Here is an 18,140-nt window from a genome sequence, read left to right as displayed (position 1 = left end):
GTGAAAGATGCGGTTTGCGGCTCTGGCGTTTCTCGGCAGTCTCGCAACGGCCCTTGTCGGACCTGCTCTGGCGGGCGACGCCTTCAGCTTCGATCAGGTGCGGGCAGGGCTGAATTCCAACCGCATCCATCTCGTCGATGTTCGCGAGGCCGATGAATACGCGGCTGGCCATGTGCCGGGCGCCACCAACCTGCCGCTTTCCGCATTCAAAGCCGAACAGCTGCCGCCGCCCTCGGAAATCCCGGTGGTGCTGATGTGTCGGTCCGGCCGCCGGGCTGGCGAAGCGCTGGCGATCGCTGAAGCGGCCGGCCGCGCCGATGTCGGCATCTACCCCGGCAGCATGACCGAATGGACGGAGAAGAACGGCCCGGTCGTCACCGGGCCGTAAACAGTCGTCGACTCAGTCTCGGTGGCAGCGATGGACGCGCGCCTCCCAACCGGCAAGACGTGAGGTTTCCGATGGTGTGGACAGGTTGCCAAGCAGCAGCTCGCCAACCCTGAGGTTGGGTGGCAGTTCGACCTCGATCGTTTCGCGCGAGAAGTTGAGCAGGATAAGCAAGGTCTCGTCGCCGAGCCTGCGCGTGTAGGCGAAGAGCCGTGGGTGAGCCGGAGCGAGATCGACGAAGTCGCCATAGACGAGGGCAGGGTGCGCCCGGCGCAGGTCGGCCAGCCTCGCATAGTGATGGTAGACCGAACCGGGATCGGCGAGCGCCGCCTCGGCATTGATCTGGGGATAGTTGGGGTTGACGGCGAGCCAGGCTTTGGCGGCGCTTGTGAAGCCGCCGTTCGACGCTGAACTCCACTGCATCGGCGTGCGAGCATGATCGCGGCTGGTGCGCGCCATACCCTCAAGGAAATCGGCGGCCGTCACCTTCCCGCTCAGCACCTCGGCCTTCCAAGCGTTGCGGACGGCGATGTCGTCATACTGCTCGACGGAGGTGAAGGGGTAGTTGGTCATGGCGAGCTCATCGCCCTGGTAGATGAAGGGCGTGCCGTGCAGCGTCATCAGCATGGTGGCCAGAAGCTTGGCTGAGGGGACGCGCCAAGGTTCGGCGTCGTCGCCGAAGCTGCTGACGAGGCGGGCGTTGTCGTGGTTGGAGAGGAAAACGGTGTTCCAGCAATGGGAACCGGTGCTTTCCTCAAGACGATTGTAGACAGCCTTCAGTTCCGGGAGTGTCCAGGGCCTGTAGCGATGCCCCTCGTGGCAAAGGCGGACAGCATCGAAGTTGAAGATCATGTTCAGTTCGCCGCGCCGTTCGTCGACGAGATCGGGCGTCTGCTCGGGCGTGACGCCAAAGGCCTCGCCCACGGTCATCACGTCGTATTTCGAGAGAACCTCGCGGTTCATCTCCTGTAGGAACTCGTGCAGGCGCGGGCCGACGGCGTGGTAATATTCAGTGCGCTCTCGATGCTCCGGCGGGTAGTCGGGGAAGGTCTGTTCCTTGGAGATCATCGGGATGACATCCATGCGGAATCCATCGACGCCCTTGTCGAGCCAGAAGCGCATGAGGTCGTAGACCTCGGCGCGTACCTTGTCGTTCTCCCAGTTGAGGTCGGGCTGCTTGTCGGCAAAGAGATGCAAGTAATATTCGTCGGTTGTCGGATCGAGCGTCCAAGCCGAGCCTGAGAAATAGGACCGCCAGTCGTTGGGTGGGCCATCGCCGCGACCGGGACGCCAGATGTAGTAGTCGCGGTAGGGATTGTCCTTCGACTTGCGGCTCTCGACGAACCAAACGTGTTCGTCCGACGAATGGTTGACGACGAGGTCGACGATCAGGCGCATGCCGCGCGCCTTGAGGCCGGCGAGTAAGGCGTCAAAATCGGCCATGGTGCCGAACTCGGCCATCACCTTTCGATAGTCGCGGATATCGTAACCGTTGTCGGCGTTGGGCGAATCGTAATGCGGGCTCAGCCAGACGACGTCGACGCCAAGCCCCTTGAGATAGTCGAGGCGCGAGATGATGCCGGGTAGGTCGCCGATGCCGTCACCATTGGAGTCCTGGAAGGAGCGCGGATAGATCTGGTAGACGACGGCCTCCTTCCACCAGCGGCGGCGAACAGTCTCTTCTTTTTGCGGCATGACTTTCTCCCTTGAATGCCTCTTCGTGCGCGTGGAACAAAACCTAACAAAAACGATTCATCGTCACGAGGCGAATTGGAGTCGCCCAGCTCGGCCCGGGAACGAAAAGCCGAGAACGTGACATCCAAAGCGCATTGGAAGGCACTTTGTTTCCATGAGTCAGATCAATCTTATCTCGACAATCCATTTGACGGATCAAAGTGGCGGCGATTGACTGCCGGTTCGAGAAGAGACACACCGAAAGTCGCCGATCAGGTCGCCGGCCTTCGCAAGGGAGGAACTCGCCATGCAATACGCCCGATTCGGGAAGTCCGGACTTGAAGTCAGCCGCATCTGTTTCGGCTGCATGTCCTTCGGCAGGGTTATGGAAGAGCGCCCCTGGGTGCTTGGTCTTGAGGACGCACGGCCGCTGTTCCGCAAGGCCTGGGAAGCGGGCATCAATTTCTACGATACCGCTAATGTCTACGCGGCCGGCTCCAGCGAGGAGATCACCGGCGTGGCGCTCAAAGAACTGGCGCCGCGCGAGGAGTATGTGCTGGCCACCAAGGTATTCTTCCCGATGCGGCAGGGGCCAAATGGACGAGGCCTGTCACGCAAGGCTATCCTCGGCGAGATCGATAACAGCCTGAAACGCCTTGGTACCGATTACGTTGATCTGTACCAGATCCACCGCTTCGACCCGTTCACGCCCGTTGAAGAAACGATGGAAGCGCTGCACGACGTGGTGAAGGCCGGCAAGGCGCTCTACATCGGCGCGTCCTCGATGTTCGCTTGGCAGTTCGCCAAGATGCAGCATGCCGCCGAACTCAACGGCTGGACGAAGTTCTCGTCGATGCAGAACCAGGTAAGTCTGGTCTATCGCGAGGAAGAGCGGGAGATGCTGCCGCTCTGCCGCGATCAGGGCGTTGCCGTCATTCCGTGGAGCCCGCTTGGTGGTGGCAAGCTCACTCGCCCCTGGGGCACCGAAACCAAGCGCAACACCACCGATCGCCATAACAAGGGCATGTATGAGCGTACCGAGGGCAACGCGCCTGAAGTGGTCGCTGCCGTTGAGAAGATCGCGAAGGCGCGTGGCGTGCCTATGGCCGAAGTGGCGCTCGCCTGGGTGTTGCAGATCAACGGCGTGACGTCGCCGATCGTTGGCGTCAGCAAGATGGGCCATCTCGACGACGCCATTGCCGCCGTCGATCTGGAACTCACCGCAGACGAGATCGCCGCGCTCGAAGCCCCTTATCAGACCTTCATGGTCAAGGCGCTCTGAGGGTTAGGTCGGGCGGGCATAGCCGGCTTGCTCATGGACAGCGGCGACTGGACGGGCTTTGCTTGTCCGGCTCCGCCGACGCGATCCATTCGGCACTCTCTCGATCAAGGAGGCTCTGATGACGAAGCCGCTCTGCATTCCCGATCTCACCGGTAAGGCCGTGCTCATCACCGGGGCTTCTTCCGGCATCGGTGCGGCCTTGGCGCGCGCCTTTGCCGAGCAGGGGGCGTCGGTGGGCGTTCACTACAACTCTTCCGCCGCCGCGGCCGAAGCGCTCTGCGCCGACATCCGCGCCGCTGGCGGCAAGGCAACGGCGGTACACGGCAACGTCACCAAATCGGCCGAGATCACTCGGGTCGTCGAGGAGACGGCCATGGCCTTCGGCCGGCTCGACGGTCTCATCAACAACGCCGGGGGCATGGTGGCGCGTATGCCCTACGCCGCGTTCGACGAGGCGGTGTTCGAGGAAATTGTCGGTCTCAACGTTCGCTCTGTATTGGTGGCCTCGCACGCCGCGTTGCCCTTCCTCAAGGCACAGCAGGGTTTCGTCATCAACACCACGTCCATCGCCGCCCGTACCGGCGCCAGCCTGGGGGCCGGTCCCTATGGTTCGGCGAAAGCCTTCATCGAAAATGCCACGCGCGGCATGGCCAAGGAGTTCGCGCCCTTCGGCGTCCGCGTCAACGCGGTGGCGCCGGGCATCGTCGAGACGCCGTTCCACGAGCGCTATTCCGACCAGGCCTATCTCGACGCCATGCGCGCCACCATTCCACTGCAACGCCTCGCCAAGCCCGAGGACATGGTCGGTCCCTACCTGTTCCTCGCCTCGGCGGCCCTGTCGGGCTACATGATCGGCCAGGTACTCGAGGCGAACGGCGGACAATTGATGACCTGACGCGCCGTGGCATCGGTCGGCGGCGGACAGTTTGCGGAGAGAAAAATGGGTAGCAAGATCGTCTTCACCGGCGGCTCGGGCAAGGCCGGCCGTCATGTTGTTCCTTATCTCAAGGGCAAGGGACATGACGTTTTCAACCTCGATCTCAAGCCGCTCGATTGTCCCGGCGTGACGACACTGGCCTGTGACCTCACAAATAGCGGGCAGGTCTACAGCGCGCTTTCCATGCATTTCGATTTCGACAGCCTGGCAAGCGGCTCGCGGCCGGTGCTGCCGGATGCCGTAGTGCATTTTGCGGCCATCCCGCGCATTTTGCTGACGCCCGACAACCACACTTTCCAAACCAATGTGATGTCGACCTACAACGTCATTGAAGCGGCGATGAAGCTGGGTATCCGCAAGGTGATCGTCGCATCGAGCGAAACCACCTATGGCGTCTGTTTTGCGGAAGGCGACAAGGACTTTCACCAGTTCCCGCTGACCGAGGATTATGACACCGATCCGATGGACAGCTATGGCCTGTCCAAGGTGGTGAACGAGAAGACGGCTCGTGCCTTTGCCATGCGCTATGGTGCCGACATCTACGCGCTCCGGATCGGCAACGTCATCGAACCCCACGAATACGCCAATTTCCCCGGTTTCATGCAAGATCCGCTGACGCGCAAGCGCAACGCCTGGAGCTATATCGACGCCAGGGATCTCGGCGAGATCGTCCACCTCGCCGTTGGCAAGGACGGGCTCGGCTTCCAGGTGTTCAACGCCGTCAATGACACCATCACCGCGCGCGAGCCGACCGAGACTTTCCTGAAAAAGGTGTGTCCGAACACTCCGCACAGCCGCCCACTGATCGGCTTCGAGGCGCCGATCTCCAACGAAAAGATTCGAAGCGTGCTGGGTTTCAAGGAGCAGCACGACTGGCGGAAATACGTGAGCTAAGGGGCGGCGTTGGAAGAGATAGCCTCAGGCGGCTTTCTCTTCCTCCGTCTCGACGCTGCGGGCGGCGATCAACAGGTCCATGAAGGCCTTTGGTGCGCCGTCGAGAATGATCTCGTCGCCACTGCCGGACAGCGTGGCCACGGCGAGTTCCCAGCACATCTGCGGCTCGGCGAGGCGGACGACGCCGAGCGTTTCCGCTTCCGCCTCGGCGATTGCTTCAGGTACCAGCGCCACGCCCAGGCCGCGCGATACCAGCTCGATCAACGTGCCGAGGTCGTTGACCTCGAAGGCGACGCGGCGCTCGATACCGGCGTGGCGGAACCCGGTGTCGACGAGCTGACGCGTGCCCCAAGCCTGCTCGAAGTCGACAAAGGGTTCGTCGCGGAAGGCCGATAGCGGGACGTCGGTGCGACCGGCCAGCGGGTGGTTCTTCGCAGAGATAGCCACAAGATATTCACAGGCTATCATCTTGGTGGCGATACCGCGCGGCGCTTCGATCAGCGGCACGATGGCAAGGTCGATCTTGCCGGAACGGATCTTGTCCACAAGGTGGTCGGCGTTGCCCTGGCAGAGGCGAACCTCGATGCCGGGATAGAGTTCGTGAAACGAGGCGAGCAGGGCCGGCAGGTCGACGAAGGCCGGCAGGCTCTGCACCGTGCCGATGGCGAGGCGCCCCCGCGTCAGGCCCTGCACGGCGGCGACGGCGTCGCGTGCCTCGCGCACTGCTTCAAGGGCGAGACGCGCCTTATCGAGAAAGACGCGCCCGGCCGTGGTGAGCTGCACCTGGCGGGTGTTGCGCATGAACAGCTTGGTGGCCAGTTCTTCCTCAAGCGCCCGGATCGATGTGGAGAGGGCCGACTGCACGATGTTGACGCGACGGGCGGCGCGGGTGAAGTGCATTTCCTCGGCGACGGCCACGAAATGCTGAAGTTGGCGAAGTTCCATTGAGATCCGCTTTATTGTGCTTTTGGCGAGATCAATACAGCCCACCCATTCGTAGAGGAAGATTAAAAGTCAGGCAATCCGGCCCGCCAAAAGCGCGCTGCGCGGCTGGACCCGTCGGGGTGTGCGGTGTATGCAAAACCGCTTCAAAAAGCGATGCGCCCGGAGTCTTTCGTCGATGTTTTCACGTGCCCTGCTGTTCGACATGGATGGAACGTTGACCGACAGCGATCCCTTCCATCACGAGGCCTTCGTGGAGTTCGGCAAGGCCTATGGGGTTGATATCGACGAGCCGACCTTTCTGAAATACGTGTCCGGCCAAGCCAATTCGCTGATTTTCAAGAATCTTTTCTCGCATGTCGCTGTCGAGGAGCATCCGCGCCTCGCCGACGAGAAGGAAGCGCTGTTCCGGCGGCTGATCGTCGGCCGGCTGAAGCCGATCGAGGGACTGATCGACGTGCTCAACTGGGCGGTAGAGCACAAGGTGGGGCTGGCTGTGGTCTCCAATGCGCCGCGCCCCAACGTCAGCGACATGCTGGCCCAGCTTGGTGTCGCCGAGTATTTCCATACCATCGTCATCGGCACCGAGCTTGAGCGTGGCAAGCCGGATCCGCTGCCTTACCTCACGGGTCTGGAACGCCTCGGCGTCTCGGCCGACCGGGCGATCGCTTTCGAAGATGCGCCGCCGGGAATACGGGCGGCACACGCGGCGAAGATCTTCACGGTGGGCCTGACGACGACACTCGGCGAGGCGAGCGCGAAGGCCAATGGCGCCGACATCGCGGTCCCGGACTATCGGGCGCCGGCGTTGTGGGAGGCGATCGGGCGGGTAATCGGGTAGAGGAGGGCGGCTAGATCGCCGTGCGCCCTTACAGACGCAAGACGACCTAGTTCTTTGTTGTCGCATCGGATTTTCCGAAAACCGGATTCCACTTTTCGTTCCGATGCTCTAGGCTGCCCTCAAGTCATTCGGCGATCAGCAGTTCGTCGTCATCGAGTGTCTGTCCGCGAACGCGGCGGAACATGTCGATCAGGTCTTCGACATCCAGGTTGCGGCGGTTGCTGCCTTCGACGTCGAGGACGATCTCGCCGCCATGCAGCATGATGGTGCGGTCGCCATAGTCGAGCGCCTGACGCATGGAATGCGTCACCATCAGCGTCGTCAGCTTCTTGGCGCCGACAATCTTCTCGGTGAGTTTCATGACGAACTCGGCCATGCCGGGATCGAGAGCGGCAGTATGCTCGTCGAGCAACAGCACGTCGCAGCCGGCCATCATCGCCATGACCAGTGATACGGCCTGTCGCTGGCCGCCCGACAGCATGGCCATGCGGTCGGTCATCCGGTTTTCCAGACCGAGATCGAGCTCGGCGATCCGCTCGCGGAAGAGTTTGCGACGGCTGTGGCCAAGCGCCAGCTTGAGACCGCGCCGCTGGCCGCGCTTGTGGGCGAGGGCCAGATTTTCCTCGATGGAGAGTGCGCCGCAGGAACCAGCCAGGGGATCCTGGAAAACGCGCGCCACGCGTCCCGCACGGGCGGCGGTCGGCAGCTTCGTGACGTCGGCATCGCCGATGCGCACACGGCCATCGGTGGGGATGACATCGCCTGCCAGCACGCCGAGCAGGGTCGATTTGCCGGCACCGTTGGAGCCGATGACGGTGGTGAAGGCACCTTCCTTGATGGTGAGCGAGACGCCGGACAGCGCTTTCTTCTCAAGCGGCGTGCCGCGGCCGAACACGACGTGAATGTTGTCGAGGGCGATCATGACGAGAGCACTCCCCGCTTGAGGCGCGGCAGTACCAGCGCGAAGGTGACGAGCACGGCGGTGACGAGGTTGAGGTCCGACGCCTGCAGGCCGAGCGAGTCGCTCGATAGCGCCAGCTGAATGGCGATGCGGTACAGGATGGAGCCGACGACGCAGCCGATCAGTGCGATCAGGATGCGGCGGGTGCCGAACAGCGTTTCGCCGATGATCACCGCCGCGAGGCCGACGACGATGGTGCCGACGCCGGAGGTGACGTCAGCAAATCCGTTGGTTTGGGCGAACAGACCGCCGCCGAGCGCCACCAGCGCGTTGGACAGGGCTATGCCCAGATAGATCTGACGGTCGGTGTTGATGCCTTGGGCGCGGGCCATGCGGGCGTTGGCACCGGTGGCGCGCATGGCGAGGCCGGCGTCGCTCTCGAGATAACGCCAGACGACCAAGAGCGCGATGATGGCGAGCACCAGAAGGAACATCGGCCGCACCATGAAGTCCCGGAAACCATGCCCGTAGAAGGGGGTCAGCATGGTATCGACGGAGAGCAGCGCCACGTTCGGCCGGCCCATGACCCTGAGATTGACCGAGAACAGGGCGATCATGGTCAGGATCGATGCGAGCAGGTTCAGGATCTTGAAGCGGACGTTGAGCGTTGCCGTGACGAGACCGGCCAGCGCGCCGGCCACCATGGCGACCACGGCGGCGAGCCAGGGGTTGACACCAGCCATGATCAGCACGGCGGTGACGGCGGCGCCGAGCGGGAAGGTACCGTCGACGGTGAGGTCGGGAAAGTCGAGAACGCGGAAGGCGAGATAGACGCCGAGCGCGACGAAGGCATAGACGAGGCCGAGTTCGACGGCCCCCCAGAGGGCGATTTGGCTCACGCGCAACGATCCTTATACTGAATATCCCGAGGTGGCAGGCAGCGCTAAGCCAAGGATGAAGCGGGATATCCTGGCCGGTTGGACGGCCTATTCATCGGAGACGCGCCCCGTCGTCCTCATGGAACGACGGGGCGAGACGCCTTGATTACTCGATCACCTTGGTGGCACGGGCGACCAAAGCCTCGGGCAGAGTTACGCCCATCTTGGCAGCGGCCGACTTGTTGACGACGAGGTCAGTCCCCTTGGCGACGGTGGCAGGGATATCGCCGACCGTCTCGCCCTTCAGGACGCGGACGACAATAGCACCGGTCTGCTTGCCGACGTCATAGTAGTTGAAGCCAAGCGCGGCGACGGCACCACGCGCCACGCTGTCGGTATCGGCAGTGAACAACGGCAGCTTCGATTCCACGGCAACGCCGACGGCCGATTCCAGTGCGGAGATGATGGTGTTGTCGGTTGGGACGTAGACTGCGTCGACCTTGCCGACCAATGCGCGGGTTGCGCCCTGCACCTCAGCGGTTTTGGTGGCTGCGGATTCGACCACTTCGATACCGGCCTTCTGGGCTTCGGCCTTGAGGGCGGCCAGCAGCGACACCGAGTTGGCCTCACCCGAATTATAAAGGAAGCCCAGCTTTTTGATGTTCGGCAGGATTTCCTTGATGAGCGCTACGTGCTCCGCTACCGGCGACATGTCGGAGAGACCGGTGATGTTACCGCCGGGCTTGTCCATGCTCTTCACGAGCTGCGCGCCCACCGGGTCGGACACTGCCGAGAAGACGATCGGGATATCGCGCGTGGCGGCCGCGACGGTCTGAGCCGACGGGGTGGAGATCGGCACGATCACGGTCGGGCCTTCGCCAGCGAACTGGCGGGCGATCTGGGCGGCCGTAGCGGCGTTGCCCTGAGCCGACTTGTAGACGAAGGTGAGGTTCTCGCCCTCTTTATACCCGGCCGCGGCCAGCGCGTCCTTCACACCGTCGCGTACGGCATCGAGGGCCGGATGCTCGACGATGGCGGTGACATCGACCGTCACGTTCTCGGCGTGGACCGGCAGGGCCGCCGCGACACTGGCGGCGAGAGCAAACAACAAGGCACGCATCAAACTTCCTCCGTCACGGGCTATTCGGCCGGATTTAGGCCGGGGTTTTGGACGGTCTTAGGTAATCCCGGTGAGTGAATCAAGCACGGGGAATGCCGAGTGTGCACGAATTGATCGTCTTAAAGCGCATTTGCGACGAAAAGCGCCACTCGGTGCCCTTTTGTTGGGCTCCTTGTCGTCGGTTTCGGCATGAATCTCTGCGTTTGATAAATATTGCTTCTAGATGAAATGTTTTGACCAAAACTGCGATGGATCGGATTGACGCCTCAAAGGCGCCGACATATGGTCTCGGCATGCTGAAGGAAGAGCGTTTCAACCTGATCCTGAAAGCCGTCGAGGGACGCGACGCCGTCTCCTACGAGGAGCTTCTCACCATGGTTGATGCGTCGGGCGCCACGTTGCGTCGCGACGTCGATCAGCTTTGCGAAGCCGGGCGCATCCGCAAGGTTCGCGGTGGCGTGGCGCCGCTCATGGCCGCCAGTCGGCCGCTTGCATCCTATTTCTTCGGCGAGCAGGCACAGCGCGCTGCAGCGGCCAAAGAGGCTATTGCCCGACGGGCGGCCGCCCTTGTTTCATCGCCGGATACGCTGATCCTTTACGGCGGCTCCACCGTGGCGCGTTTTGCGGAAATGCTGCCGGCCGTCGGCCTGACAGTGCTGACGGACTCGCTGCCTGTGGCCAACCATCTTGCCTTCAAGACCGACAATCGCGTCTTTCTGACCGGCGGTGAAGTATTGGCCCAACAGGGCATCGTGCTCAGTCCCTTCGACGATCCGCCGGCCTTCCATGTTGCTGCCAGTACCTTTTTCATCGGCTGTCACGCCGCCGGCCCGGCCGGCATCATGGAGGACGACCCTCTGCCGCTTCGGGCGGCGAGGGCGCTGCGCCGTCAAGCGGCGCGGCTTGTCGTGTTGGCGGACAGCAGCAAATTTGGCGAGGCGCGCAGTCTCGTGGTTTTTCCGCTCGCCGAGGTCGACGTGTTCGTGACCGACGAGGGTATCTCCGACGGCGATCGACGCATGCTGGAAGACGCCGGCGTAGAGGTGCTGATCGCAACGCTCGATCGGGAAATCCGGGAAGAGGCTCCGGCGGAAGGGGCGGCCGATCCGTCCGCGCCTCAGGAGGCAAAAAGCAAATGACATCCCACCTCGGTCTCCGCGAGGAGATGATCGCGACCTGTCTCAGAATGAATGCCTCGGGGTTGAACACTGGATCGGCGGGCAATCTCAGTGTCCGCGTCGATGGCGGGCTGTTGATCACCCCTTCGGGCATTGCCTACGACCGGATGCAGCCGGAACAGATCGTCGAGATGGACTGGGAGGGTCGCTACTACGGCGATTACGTGCCGTCGTCGGAGTGGCGCTTCCACTACGATATCCTGAAGGCGAGGCCAGACGTCGACACGGTGCTGCACAGCCACGCCATCAACTGCTCCATCCTCGCCTGCTGCCGGCTCGACATTCCGCCTATTCATTACATGATTGGCGTCTCGGGCGGCGATGTTGTGAAATGTTCCGGCTATGCGCCGTTCGGAACGGCCGAACTCTCGCTGGAGGCGCTCGAGGCGCTTGAGAATCGGATGGCCTGCCTTCTGGGCAACCATGGCGTCATCGCGCTGGGCAAAACGCCGGCGAAGGCCTTTGGCGTTCTCGAGGAGGTCGAGAATCTAGCCCGAATCTATATCGGCACGCGCATGCTGGGCGGCGGCGTCATTCTCGGCAAACTCGAGATGGATGTCGTTCTCGAACGTTTCAAAAGTTACGGAAAGCAGGCCGGCGAGGCTGTCGACCCGACAGTGAAGAACAAGGTGGAACCACCGCCGTACGGCGGACCGAGACGTCTCTGACGCTGGGCCGGAGAGGATGGCCCGGAACCTGAGGAGAGGTTTCGGCGGAGGAAGGGAGAGAGATATGAACGGCGCATTCAACAACCTGCCGAAGCTCGGCATCCGTCCGACCATTGATGGCCGGCGCAACGGCGTGCGTGAGAGCCTCGAGGACCAGACGATGGGCATGGCGAAAGCGGTGGCCGAGCTGGTCACCGCCACGCTGCGCCATCCGACCGGCGACCCGGTGGAATGCGTGATCGCCGACACCACCATCGGCGGTGTTGCGGAAGCGGCGGCCTGCGCCGAGAAGTTCGCGCGGCAAAACGTTGGCGTGTCGCTGACGGTGACACCCTGCTGGTGCTACGGCTCCGAGACCATGGATATGGACCCGTTGATGCCCAAGGCTGTCTGGGGCTTCAATGGCACCGAGCGCCCCGGCGCCGTCTATCTCGCCGCCGTGCTGGCTGCCCATAACCAGAAGGGACTGCCGGCCTTCGGAATCTACGGCTCGGAAGTGCGGGACAGCTCGGACCGGACAATCCCCGACGACGTGCGCGACAAGATCTTGCGCTTCGTGCGTGCCGGTATCGCGGTGGCGACCATGCGCGGCCGCAGCTATCTCTCGATGGGCGGCGTGTCGATGGGTATTGCCGGCTCGATCGTCGATGCCGACTTCTTCCAGCGCTACCTCGGCATGCGCACCGAATATATCGACATGAGCGAGTTCCAGCGCCGGCTGCAGCTCAATATTTACGACCCGGTCGAATATGAGAAGGCGCTCGCCTGGACGCTGGAACATTGCAAGGAGGGCTCCGACCCCAACGGCGACAAGGCGTCGGATAAGGCGCGCAAGCGCGCGGAATGGGAGACATCCGTCAAGATGTGCCTGATCGCCCACGACTTGATGGTGGGCAATCCGCGGCTTGCCGAGCTCGGCTATGTCGAGGAGTCCTGTGGCCATCATGCCATCGCCGCCGGCTTCCAGGGCCAGCGGCAGTGGACCGACTTCATGCCGAACGGCGACTTCATGGAGACCATGCTCAACACGTCGTTCGACTGGAGCGGACCGCGTCAGCCGTTGATTCTCGCCACCGAGAACGACTGTCTCAATGGCGTCGGCATGCTGTTCGGCAACCTCCTGACGGCACGGGCGCAGATCTTCTCCGACGTGCGCACCTATTGGAGCCCGGATGCGATCAAGCGGGTCTCCGGCCATGTGGTGGAGGGCGCGGCGGCGGGTGGTCTCATCCACCTCATCAACTCAGGCGCCACCTGTCTTGACGGCGCCGGCGAGATGACGATCGACAACAGGCCGGGTATCAAGCCGTTCTGGGAGGTGACCGAGGCCGACCAGCGGCGCACGCTCGAGGCAACGCGCTTCTGCCAGGCCGACCATGGCTACTTCCGGGGCGGCGGCTGGTCGACCGATTTTGCCACCCGCGGCGGCATGCCGGTGACCATGACGCGGCTCAGCCTCGTCGCAGGTGTCGGTCCGGTGCTGCAGATCGCCGAAGGCGAGACGGTGGCGCTGCCGGAGCGGGTGCACAGCATTCTCGATCAGCGGACCAGCCCGACCTGGCCCACTACCTGGTTTGCGCCGCGCCTGAATGGCGAAGGGCCGTTCAAGTCGGTCTACAAGGTGATGGCCGCCTGGGGTGCTAACCATGGCGCCATTTCCTATGGCCACATCGGTGCCGATCTGATCGCGCTGGCGGCCATGCTGCGCATTCCTGTCGCCATGCACAACGTCGAGGACGAGGCGATTTTCCGCCCCAGCGCCTGGGCGATGTTCGGCATGGATCCCGAAGGCGCCGACTTCCGCGCCTGTCAGAACTTCGGGCCGCTCTACAGCTAAGAAGATCGAGATGGAGCCGCGGCGAACGCTCGCCGCGGCTGTCGTCCACGCCCAGGGAGCCAATGGGGACAATGACCAATCCGTTCAAAGAAAATTCGGCTTATCGCTTCGGTTTCGGGGCATCCGGCCTCGGTACGCTTTCTTGGGATGTGCCGGACGACGTGGCCGATGCCATTCTGGCTGAAGCCTGGGCGGAAGGCTTCCGGTACTATGATACCTCACCGCTTTACGGCTACGGTCTCAGCGAGTTGAGGCTCGGTCGCTTCCTGCGTAACAAGCCGCGCGGGGAGTATCTTCTGTCGACGAAGGTGGGGCGTTATTTCGTGCCCTATCATCGCGACGAGACGCCTGATCGCGGCGGCTGGGTGCGGCCGCTGCCGTTGCGCCCGGTGCTCGACTACACCTACGATGGGTTCATGCGGTCGCTGGAGCAGTCCTATAACCGGCTCGGGGCTCAGACGATCGATATCGTCTATATCCACGATCTCGATCGGCGAAATCTGAAAGCCGGCTTCGACCAGCATTATCGCGAAACGCTCGACAGCGGCTACCGGGCCCTCGACGAACTCAGGCGCAGTGGTGACCTCAAGGCGATCGGCATCGGCGTCAACGAGGCCGATGTCGCGGCCGATCTTGTCTCCAAGCTGGACCTCGACGTGGTGATGCTGGCTGGACGCTACACGCTGCTCGAACAACCGGGCCTCGCCGATTTCCTGCCGCTTGCCGAAAAGAAAGGTGTCGACGTGGTGGCCGTCGGTATCTTTAATTCCGGCATTCTGGTGAAGCCGCCGGAGGTCGGCGGCAACTATGACTATGGCGCTGCCCCTCAGGAAATCATCGATAAGGCGCGGCGAATCGCCGCGGTCTGCGCCGAGGTCGGCGTCGCAATGCCCGCGGCTGCCGTGCATTTCCCTCTGGCTCATCCAGTGGTGAAGGCGGTCGTCGTCGGTATGAGCAGGCTAGGCGCGGTCAAGCAGAACTTCGACTGGTACCGGACGGCGGTGCCCTCAACCCTTTGGGATCGTCTCAGGGCGGAAGGTTTGCTCTCGGCTGACGCGCCGACGCCCTGATCCATCTTCCCTGCCGTTTCATTGACACCCCGCTGTGGTTGCCCACCACGGCGGGGTGTTTTGTCATGGCGCATCGGGGCGCATCGGGATGACCATTCGTCGATATGGGCAGCAAAGTCTCTTGCCAAAATGGGGCGATGAGTATAATTTGAGGGTCGAATTTTACCGGCGGTACGGAGGTTGCCGGAAAACGACCGTCAGGGCCTGGAGGGAATGCCTTGACGAAATCACATCAAATATGGCGGCTATCCGAAAGGAGAGGCGCGCTAGGGTTTGGCTGCGCCTAAGCGAGAAAAGGCGCGGGTCTGTCCGTGTTGCGAGGAACCTTATGACGGAGATAGGAAATTTCTTCGTCAAATGGATGATGGTCACAACGCATCTACGCAATCAAAATGAGTTGCGTCCATCATCGCTTTGAGGCATCTATCACTCGCGTGAGGTATATCCCGAGCCAACGACGATGCCTATGACGGGCGTTGCCGGGGGAAGTGACCGGAGGATCAACCATCCGGTCGTGGTTCGGGTGCAAGGAGGCCGCCGGGGAGGCGGCCGGGCCCGTAGGGGCCTTTAGGAGGAGCGATAATGAAACTTTCTACCATTCTTTCGAGCACGATCCTGGCTGCCGCCGTTGCGCTGCCGATGGCCGCCCACGCGTCTAAGGACAAGCCGGTTGTCGGCTTCTCGATCGACGATCTGCGCGTTGAGCGCTGGGCTCGCGACCGCGACTATTTCATCGCTGCCGCCAAGGACCTGGGTGCCGAAGTGGTGGTGACCTCCGCTGATGCCAACGAGCAGAAGCAGGTCAACCAGGTTGAGACCCTGATCGCCAAGAAGGTCGACGCCATCGCCATCGTTCCGATGAACTCGCAGGTGTTCGGCGAAGTCATCGACGAAGCCCACAAGGCCGGCATCAAGATCGTGTCGTATGACCGTCTGATCCTCAACGCCGACGAAGATGCCTACATCTCCTTCGACAACGAGCGCGTTGGTTTCCTGCAGGCCGAGGCCGTTCTCAAGGCCGTGCCGGAAGGCAACTACTACATGCTCGGCGGCGCGCCGACTGACAACAACGCCAAGCTGCTCCGCGCTGGTCAGGAAAAGGCCCTCAAGGCCGCCATCGACGCCGGCAAGGTGAAGGTGATCGGTTCGCAGTGGGTCAAGGAGTGGAGCCCGACCGAAGCGCTGTCGATCATGGAGAACGCCCTGACCGCCGCCAATAACAAGATCGACGCTGTCGTCGCGTCGAACGACGGCACGGCCGGCGGTGCCATCCAGGCTCTCGCTGCCCAGGGTCTCGCTGGCAAGGTTGCCATCTCCGGTCAGGACGCCGACCTCGCTGCCATCAAGCGCGTGATCGACGGCACCCAGACGGTCACCGTCTACAAGCCGCTGAAGCTGATTGCCTCGGAAGCTGCCAAGCTTTCGGTCAATCTCGTCAAGGGCGAGAAGGTTGAGTTCAGCGCTAAGCTCGACAACGGCAAGAAGCAGGTCGACTCCGTCCTCCTGACGCCGATCCCGCTGACCAAGGAAAACGTGATGAAGGTCGTCGAAGACGGCTTCTACACCAAGGCCCAGGTCGAGGGTAAGTAATCCTCTGGCAGGAAAACCGGGGCGGGCACAACCCGCCCCGGCATGCTGTTTGTCGATGGGATCGGGAAGGTCCATCGGACGAATTCGCCAAATGGCGACGAGCCCTGTTCGCTGTTTTCGGTAAATGACCGGAAGCGCGCTTGGGGGCGGCGCCTGGGCGTGGCGGGCGAGATCTGCCGGCCTAGGCCGACAGGCTTGATTTTCATGAAGACGACAGCGGAAGGAATGTCACGGCTCTCATGAGGGGCCGTGCCGGTTCGGCAAGCCGCGGGGGCGGCGCCGGGCTGTATTGGCGAAATGCCGGTTTGGGAAGCAGTGGCCTTCATCGGCCTTGATCCGATCGGAGAAGGATGGCGCGCGAGGCTGGCCCGAGGCTGTTCGCGTCATCGAAGGGAGTACAGTCCATGTCAGACTATCTCTTGGAGATGCGCGACATCACCAAGGACTTTAATGGCGTCAAGGCGATCGATGGAATCCATCTCCAGGTTCGCCAGGGCGAATGCGTGGGGCTTTGCGGCGAAAACGGCGCCGGCAAATCGACGCTGATGAAGGTTCTCTCGGCGGTCTATCCTTACGGGAGCTGGACAGGCCAGATCTCCTGGGAAGGCAAGGAACTCAAGGCGCGCAACATCCGCGAGACTGAAGAGGCGGGTATCGTCATCATCCATCAGGAACTGATGATGGTGCCGCATCTGACGGTCGCCGAGAATATCTTCCTCGGTTCAGAACCGAAGACCAAAGCGGGGTTCATCGACTACGATCTGATGAATGCCAACGCCGAGAAGTTGATGGCTCGTCTCAAGATGAGCGATATCAACGTTGCCTTGCCCGTCTACAATTATTCGGGCGGCAAGCAGCAGCTGGTGGAAATCGCCAAGGCGCTCAACAAGAACGCCAAGCTGTTGATCCTGGACGAACCGACATCCGCGCTGACGACCTCCGAAACCAGGACGCTGCTTGACCTGATCAAGGAATTCAAGGCCAACGGTATGGCCTGCGTCTACATCTCGCACAAGCTCGATGAAGTAGCCGAGATTGCCGATACCGTCACAGTCATCCGCGACGGTACCCACATCGGTACGCTGCCGATGGCTGAGCTCGATACCAACAAGATCATCACCATGATGGTCGGTCGCGAGATGAAGAACCTGTTTCCGCGCGAAGCACATACGATTGGTGATGTGATCTTCGAGGCGAAAAACATCTCCTGCTGGGACGTCACCAACCGCGAGCGCAAGGTGGTGGACAACGTCTCGTTCGAAATCCGAAAGGGCGAGATCCTTGGCGTTGCCGGGCTCGTTGGCGCCGGGCGGACGGAACTTGCCTGCAAGCTGTTCGGCTGCTGGAACGGCGACCATGAGGGCGAGGTGTTCCTCGAAGGCAAGGAAATCAAGGTTCACGAGCCGCGCGACGCCGTCAAGCTCGGCATCTGCATGGTACCGGAGGATCGCAAGCGACACGGCATCATTCCGTTGATGGGTGTCGGCTACAACATCACCATGTCGGTTCTGAAGCGCTACACAAGCGGCGGTTTCATTCAGTCCGAAGTCGAACTGGCCGAGATTCAGAACCAGATCATCCGCATGAAGGTCAAGACGGCCGAGCCGCTTCTGCCGATCGCCTCGCTGTCGGGTGGCAACCAGCAGAAGGCGGTCGTCGCCAAAATGCTGCTGCCTGAGCCGAAGGTACTGATCCTCGACGAGCCGACGCGCGGCATTGACGTCGGCGCCAAATACGAGATCTACAAGCTGATCTTCGAGCTCGCCAAACAGGGCGTTGCGGTGTTGATGATTTCCTCGGAAATGCCCGAGGTGCTCGGCATCAGCGACCGTGTTCTGGTCATGGGCGAGGGCAAGCTGCGAGGCAACTTCATCAATGAAGGCCTTACGCAGGAAAAGGTTCTCGCTGCCGCCATTGGACAACCGATCACGGAAGCCGCCTAA

The 18,140-nt window shown here is 62.1% G+C and carries 16 protein-coding genes; 11 read left to right on the top strand and 5 right to left on the bottom strand.

Features of this window, described 5'->3' with window-relative positions:
- The first annotated feature begins 7 nt into the window (after positions 1–7).
- Positions 8–388, top strand: a complete 381-nt coding sequence (locus G522_RS0111460; RefSeq protein WP_051228549.1) for a rhodanese-like domain-containing protein — start codon at positions 8–10, stop codon at positions 386–388.
- Positions 389–400: 12 nt separating this feature from the next.
- On the opposite strand, the gene G522_RS0111455 is transcribed toward G522_RS0111460, so the two are convergent.
- Entirely contained in the window at positions 401–2,080 is a 1,680-nt protein-coding gene (locus G522_RS0111455; protein ID WP_026791167.1) for a glycoside hydrolase family 13 protein, read from the bottom strand.
- Positions 2,081–2,366: 286 nt separating this feature from the next.
- Between G522_RS0111455 and G522_RS0111450 the strand changes: the two genes are divergently transcribed.
- From G522_RS0111450 to G522_RS0111440, 3 genes are all read left to right on the top strand, one after another.
- Positions 2,367–3,341 (top strand): aldo/keto reductase, encoded by a 975-nt coding sequence (locus G522_RS0111450; protein WP_026791166.1) that lies wholly within the window; start codon positions 2,367–2,369, stop codon positions 3,339–3,341.
- Positions 3,342–3,459: 118 nt separating this feature from the next.
- The gene (locus G522_RS0111445) at positions 3,460–4,236 is read left to right on the top strand and encodes an SDR family NAD(P)-dependent oxidoreductase (protein ID WP_026791165.1); all 777 of its coding nucleotides are present in this window, start codon (positions 3,460–3,462) and stop codon (positions 4,234–4,236) included.
- A 45-nt stretch (positions 4,237–4,281) separates the two neighbouring features.
- Complete coding sequence (locus G522_RS0111440) at positions 4,282–5,172, top strand: NAD-dependent epimerase/dehydratase family protein (RefSeq protein WP_026791164.1); 891 nt, start codon at positions 4,282–4,284, stop codon at positions 5,170–5,172.
- Between the two features lie 24 nt (positions 5,173–5,196).
- Here G522_RS0111440 and G522_RS0111435 read toward each other — a convergent pair whose 3' ends face one another.
- A complete protein-coding gene (locus G522_RS0111435; RefSeq protein ID WP_026791163.1) occupies positions 5,197–6,117 on the bottom strand; it encodes a LysR family transcriptional regulator in 921 nt (306 codons plus the stop codon).
- A gap of 175 nt (positions 6,118–6,292) precedes the next feature.
- On the opposite strand from G522_RS0111435, the gene G522_RS0111430 reads away from it, so the two are divergent.
- Positions 6,293–6,955: an HAD family hydrolase gene (locus G522_RS0111430; protein ID WP_026791162.1), complete on the top strand. Its 663-nt coding sequence runs from the start codon at positions 6,293–6,295 to the stop codon at positions 6,953–6,955.
- A 124-nt stretch (positions 6,956–7,079) separates the two neighbouring features.
- On the opposite strand, the gene G522_RS0111425 is transcribed toward G522_RS0111430, so the two are convergent.
- The 3 genes from G522_RS0111425 to G522_RS0111415 all read right to left on the bottom strand — a co-directional run bounded on the left by G522_RS0111425 (position 7,080) and on the right by G522_RS0111415 (position 9,854).
- Positions 7,080–7,877, bottom strand: a complete 798-nt coding sequence (locus G522_RS0111425) for an ABC transporter ATP-binding protein (protein WP_026791161.1) — start codon at positions 7,875–7,877, stop codon at positions 7,080–7,082.
- Complete coding sequence (locus tag G522_RS0111420; protein ID WP_026791160.1) at positions 7,874–8,755, bottom strand: ABC transporter permease; 882 nt, start codon at positions 8,753–8,755, stop codon at positions 7,874–7,876. Before G522_RS0111420 ends, G522_RS0111425 begins: the two co-directional genes overlap by 4 nt.
- A 145-nt stretch (positions 8,756–8,900) precedes the next feature.
- Positions 8,901–9,854, bottom strand: coding sequence for an ABC transporter substrate-binding protein (locus G522_RS0111415; protein WP_026791159.1), 954 nt, complete (start codon positions 9,852–9,854; stop codon positions 8,901–8,903).
- Positions 9,855–10,102: 248 nt separating this feature from the next.
- Between G522_RS0111415 and G522_RS26505 the strand changes: the two genes are divergently transcribed.
- From G522_RS26505 to G522_RS0111385, 6 genes are all read left to right on the top strand, one after another.
- On the top strand, positions 10,103–10,993 hold the full coding sequence (locus tag G522_RS26505) for a DeoR/GlpR family DNA-binding transcription regulator (protein ID WP_051228548.1): 891 nt from the start codon (positions 10,103–10,105) through the stop codon (positions 10,991–10,993).
- A complete protein-coding gene (locus G522_RS26500; protein ID WP_051228547.1) occupies positions 10,990–11,700 on the top strand; it encodes a class II aldolase/adducin family protein in 711 nt (236 codons plus the stop codon). The genes G522_RS26505 and G522_RS26500 overlap by 4 nt, the downstream gene beginning before the upstream one ends.
- Before the next feature lie 64 nt (positions 11,701–11,764).
- A complete protein-coding gene (locus tag G522_RS0111400; RefSeq protein WP_026791158.1) occupies positions 11,765–13,537 on the top strand; it encodes an L-fucose isomerase in 1,773 nt (590 codons plus the stop codon).
- Between the two features lie 71 nt (positions 13,538–13,608).
- Positions 13,609–14,607: an aldo/keto reductase gene (locus G522_RS0111395; protein ID WP_169453514.1), complete on the top strand. Its 999-nt coding sequence runs from the start codon at positions 13,609–13,611 to the stop codon at positions 14,605–14,607.
- A 582-nt stretch (positions 14,608–15,189) separates the two neighbouring features.
- Complete coding sequence (xylF, locus tag G522_RS0111390) at positions 15,190–16,197, top strand: D-xylose ABC transporter substrate-binding protein (protein ID WP_026791156.1); 1,008 nt, start codon at positions 15,190–15,192, stop codon at positions 16,195–16,197.
- 404 nt (positions 16,198–16,601) lie between these two features.
- A complete protein-coding gene (locus G522_RS0111385) occupies positions 16,602–18,140 on the top strand; it encodes a xylose ABC transporter ATP-binding protein (protein ID WP_026791155.1) in 1,539 nt (512 codons plus the stop codon).

Origin of the sequence: Pleomorphomonas oryzae DSM 16300, from assembly GCF_000422965.1 — a bacterium.
Lineage (GTDB): Bacteria > Pseudomonadota > Alphaproteobacteria > Rhizobiales > Pleomorphomonadaceae > Pleomorphomonas > Pleomorphomonas oryzae.
This window is presented reverse-complemented; position numbering and strand designations above follow the sequence as displayed.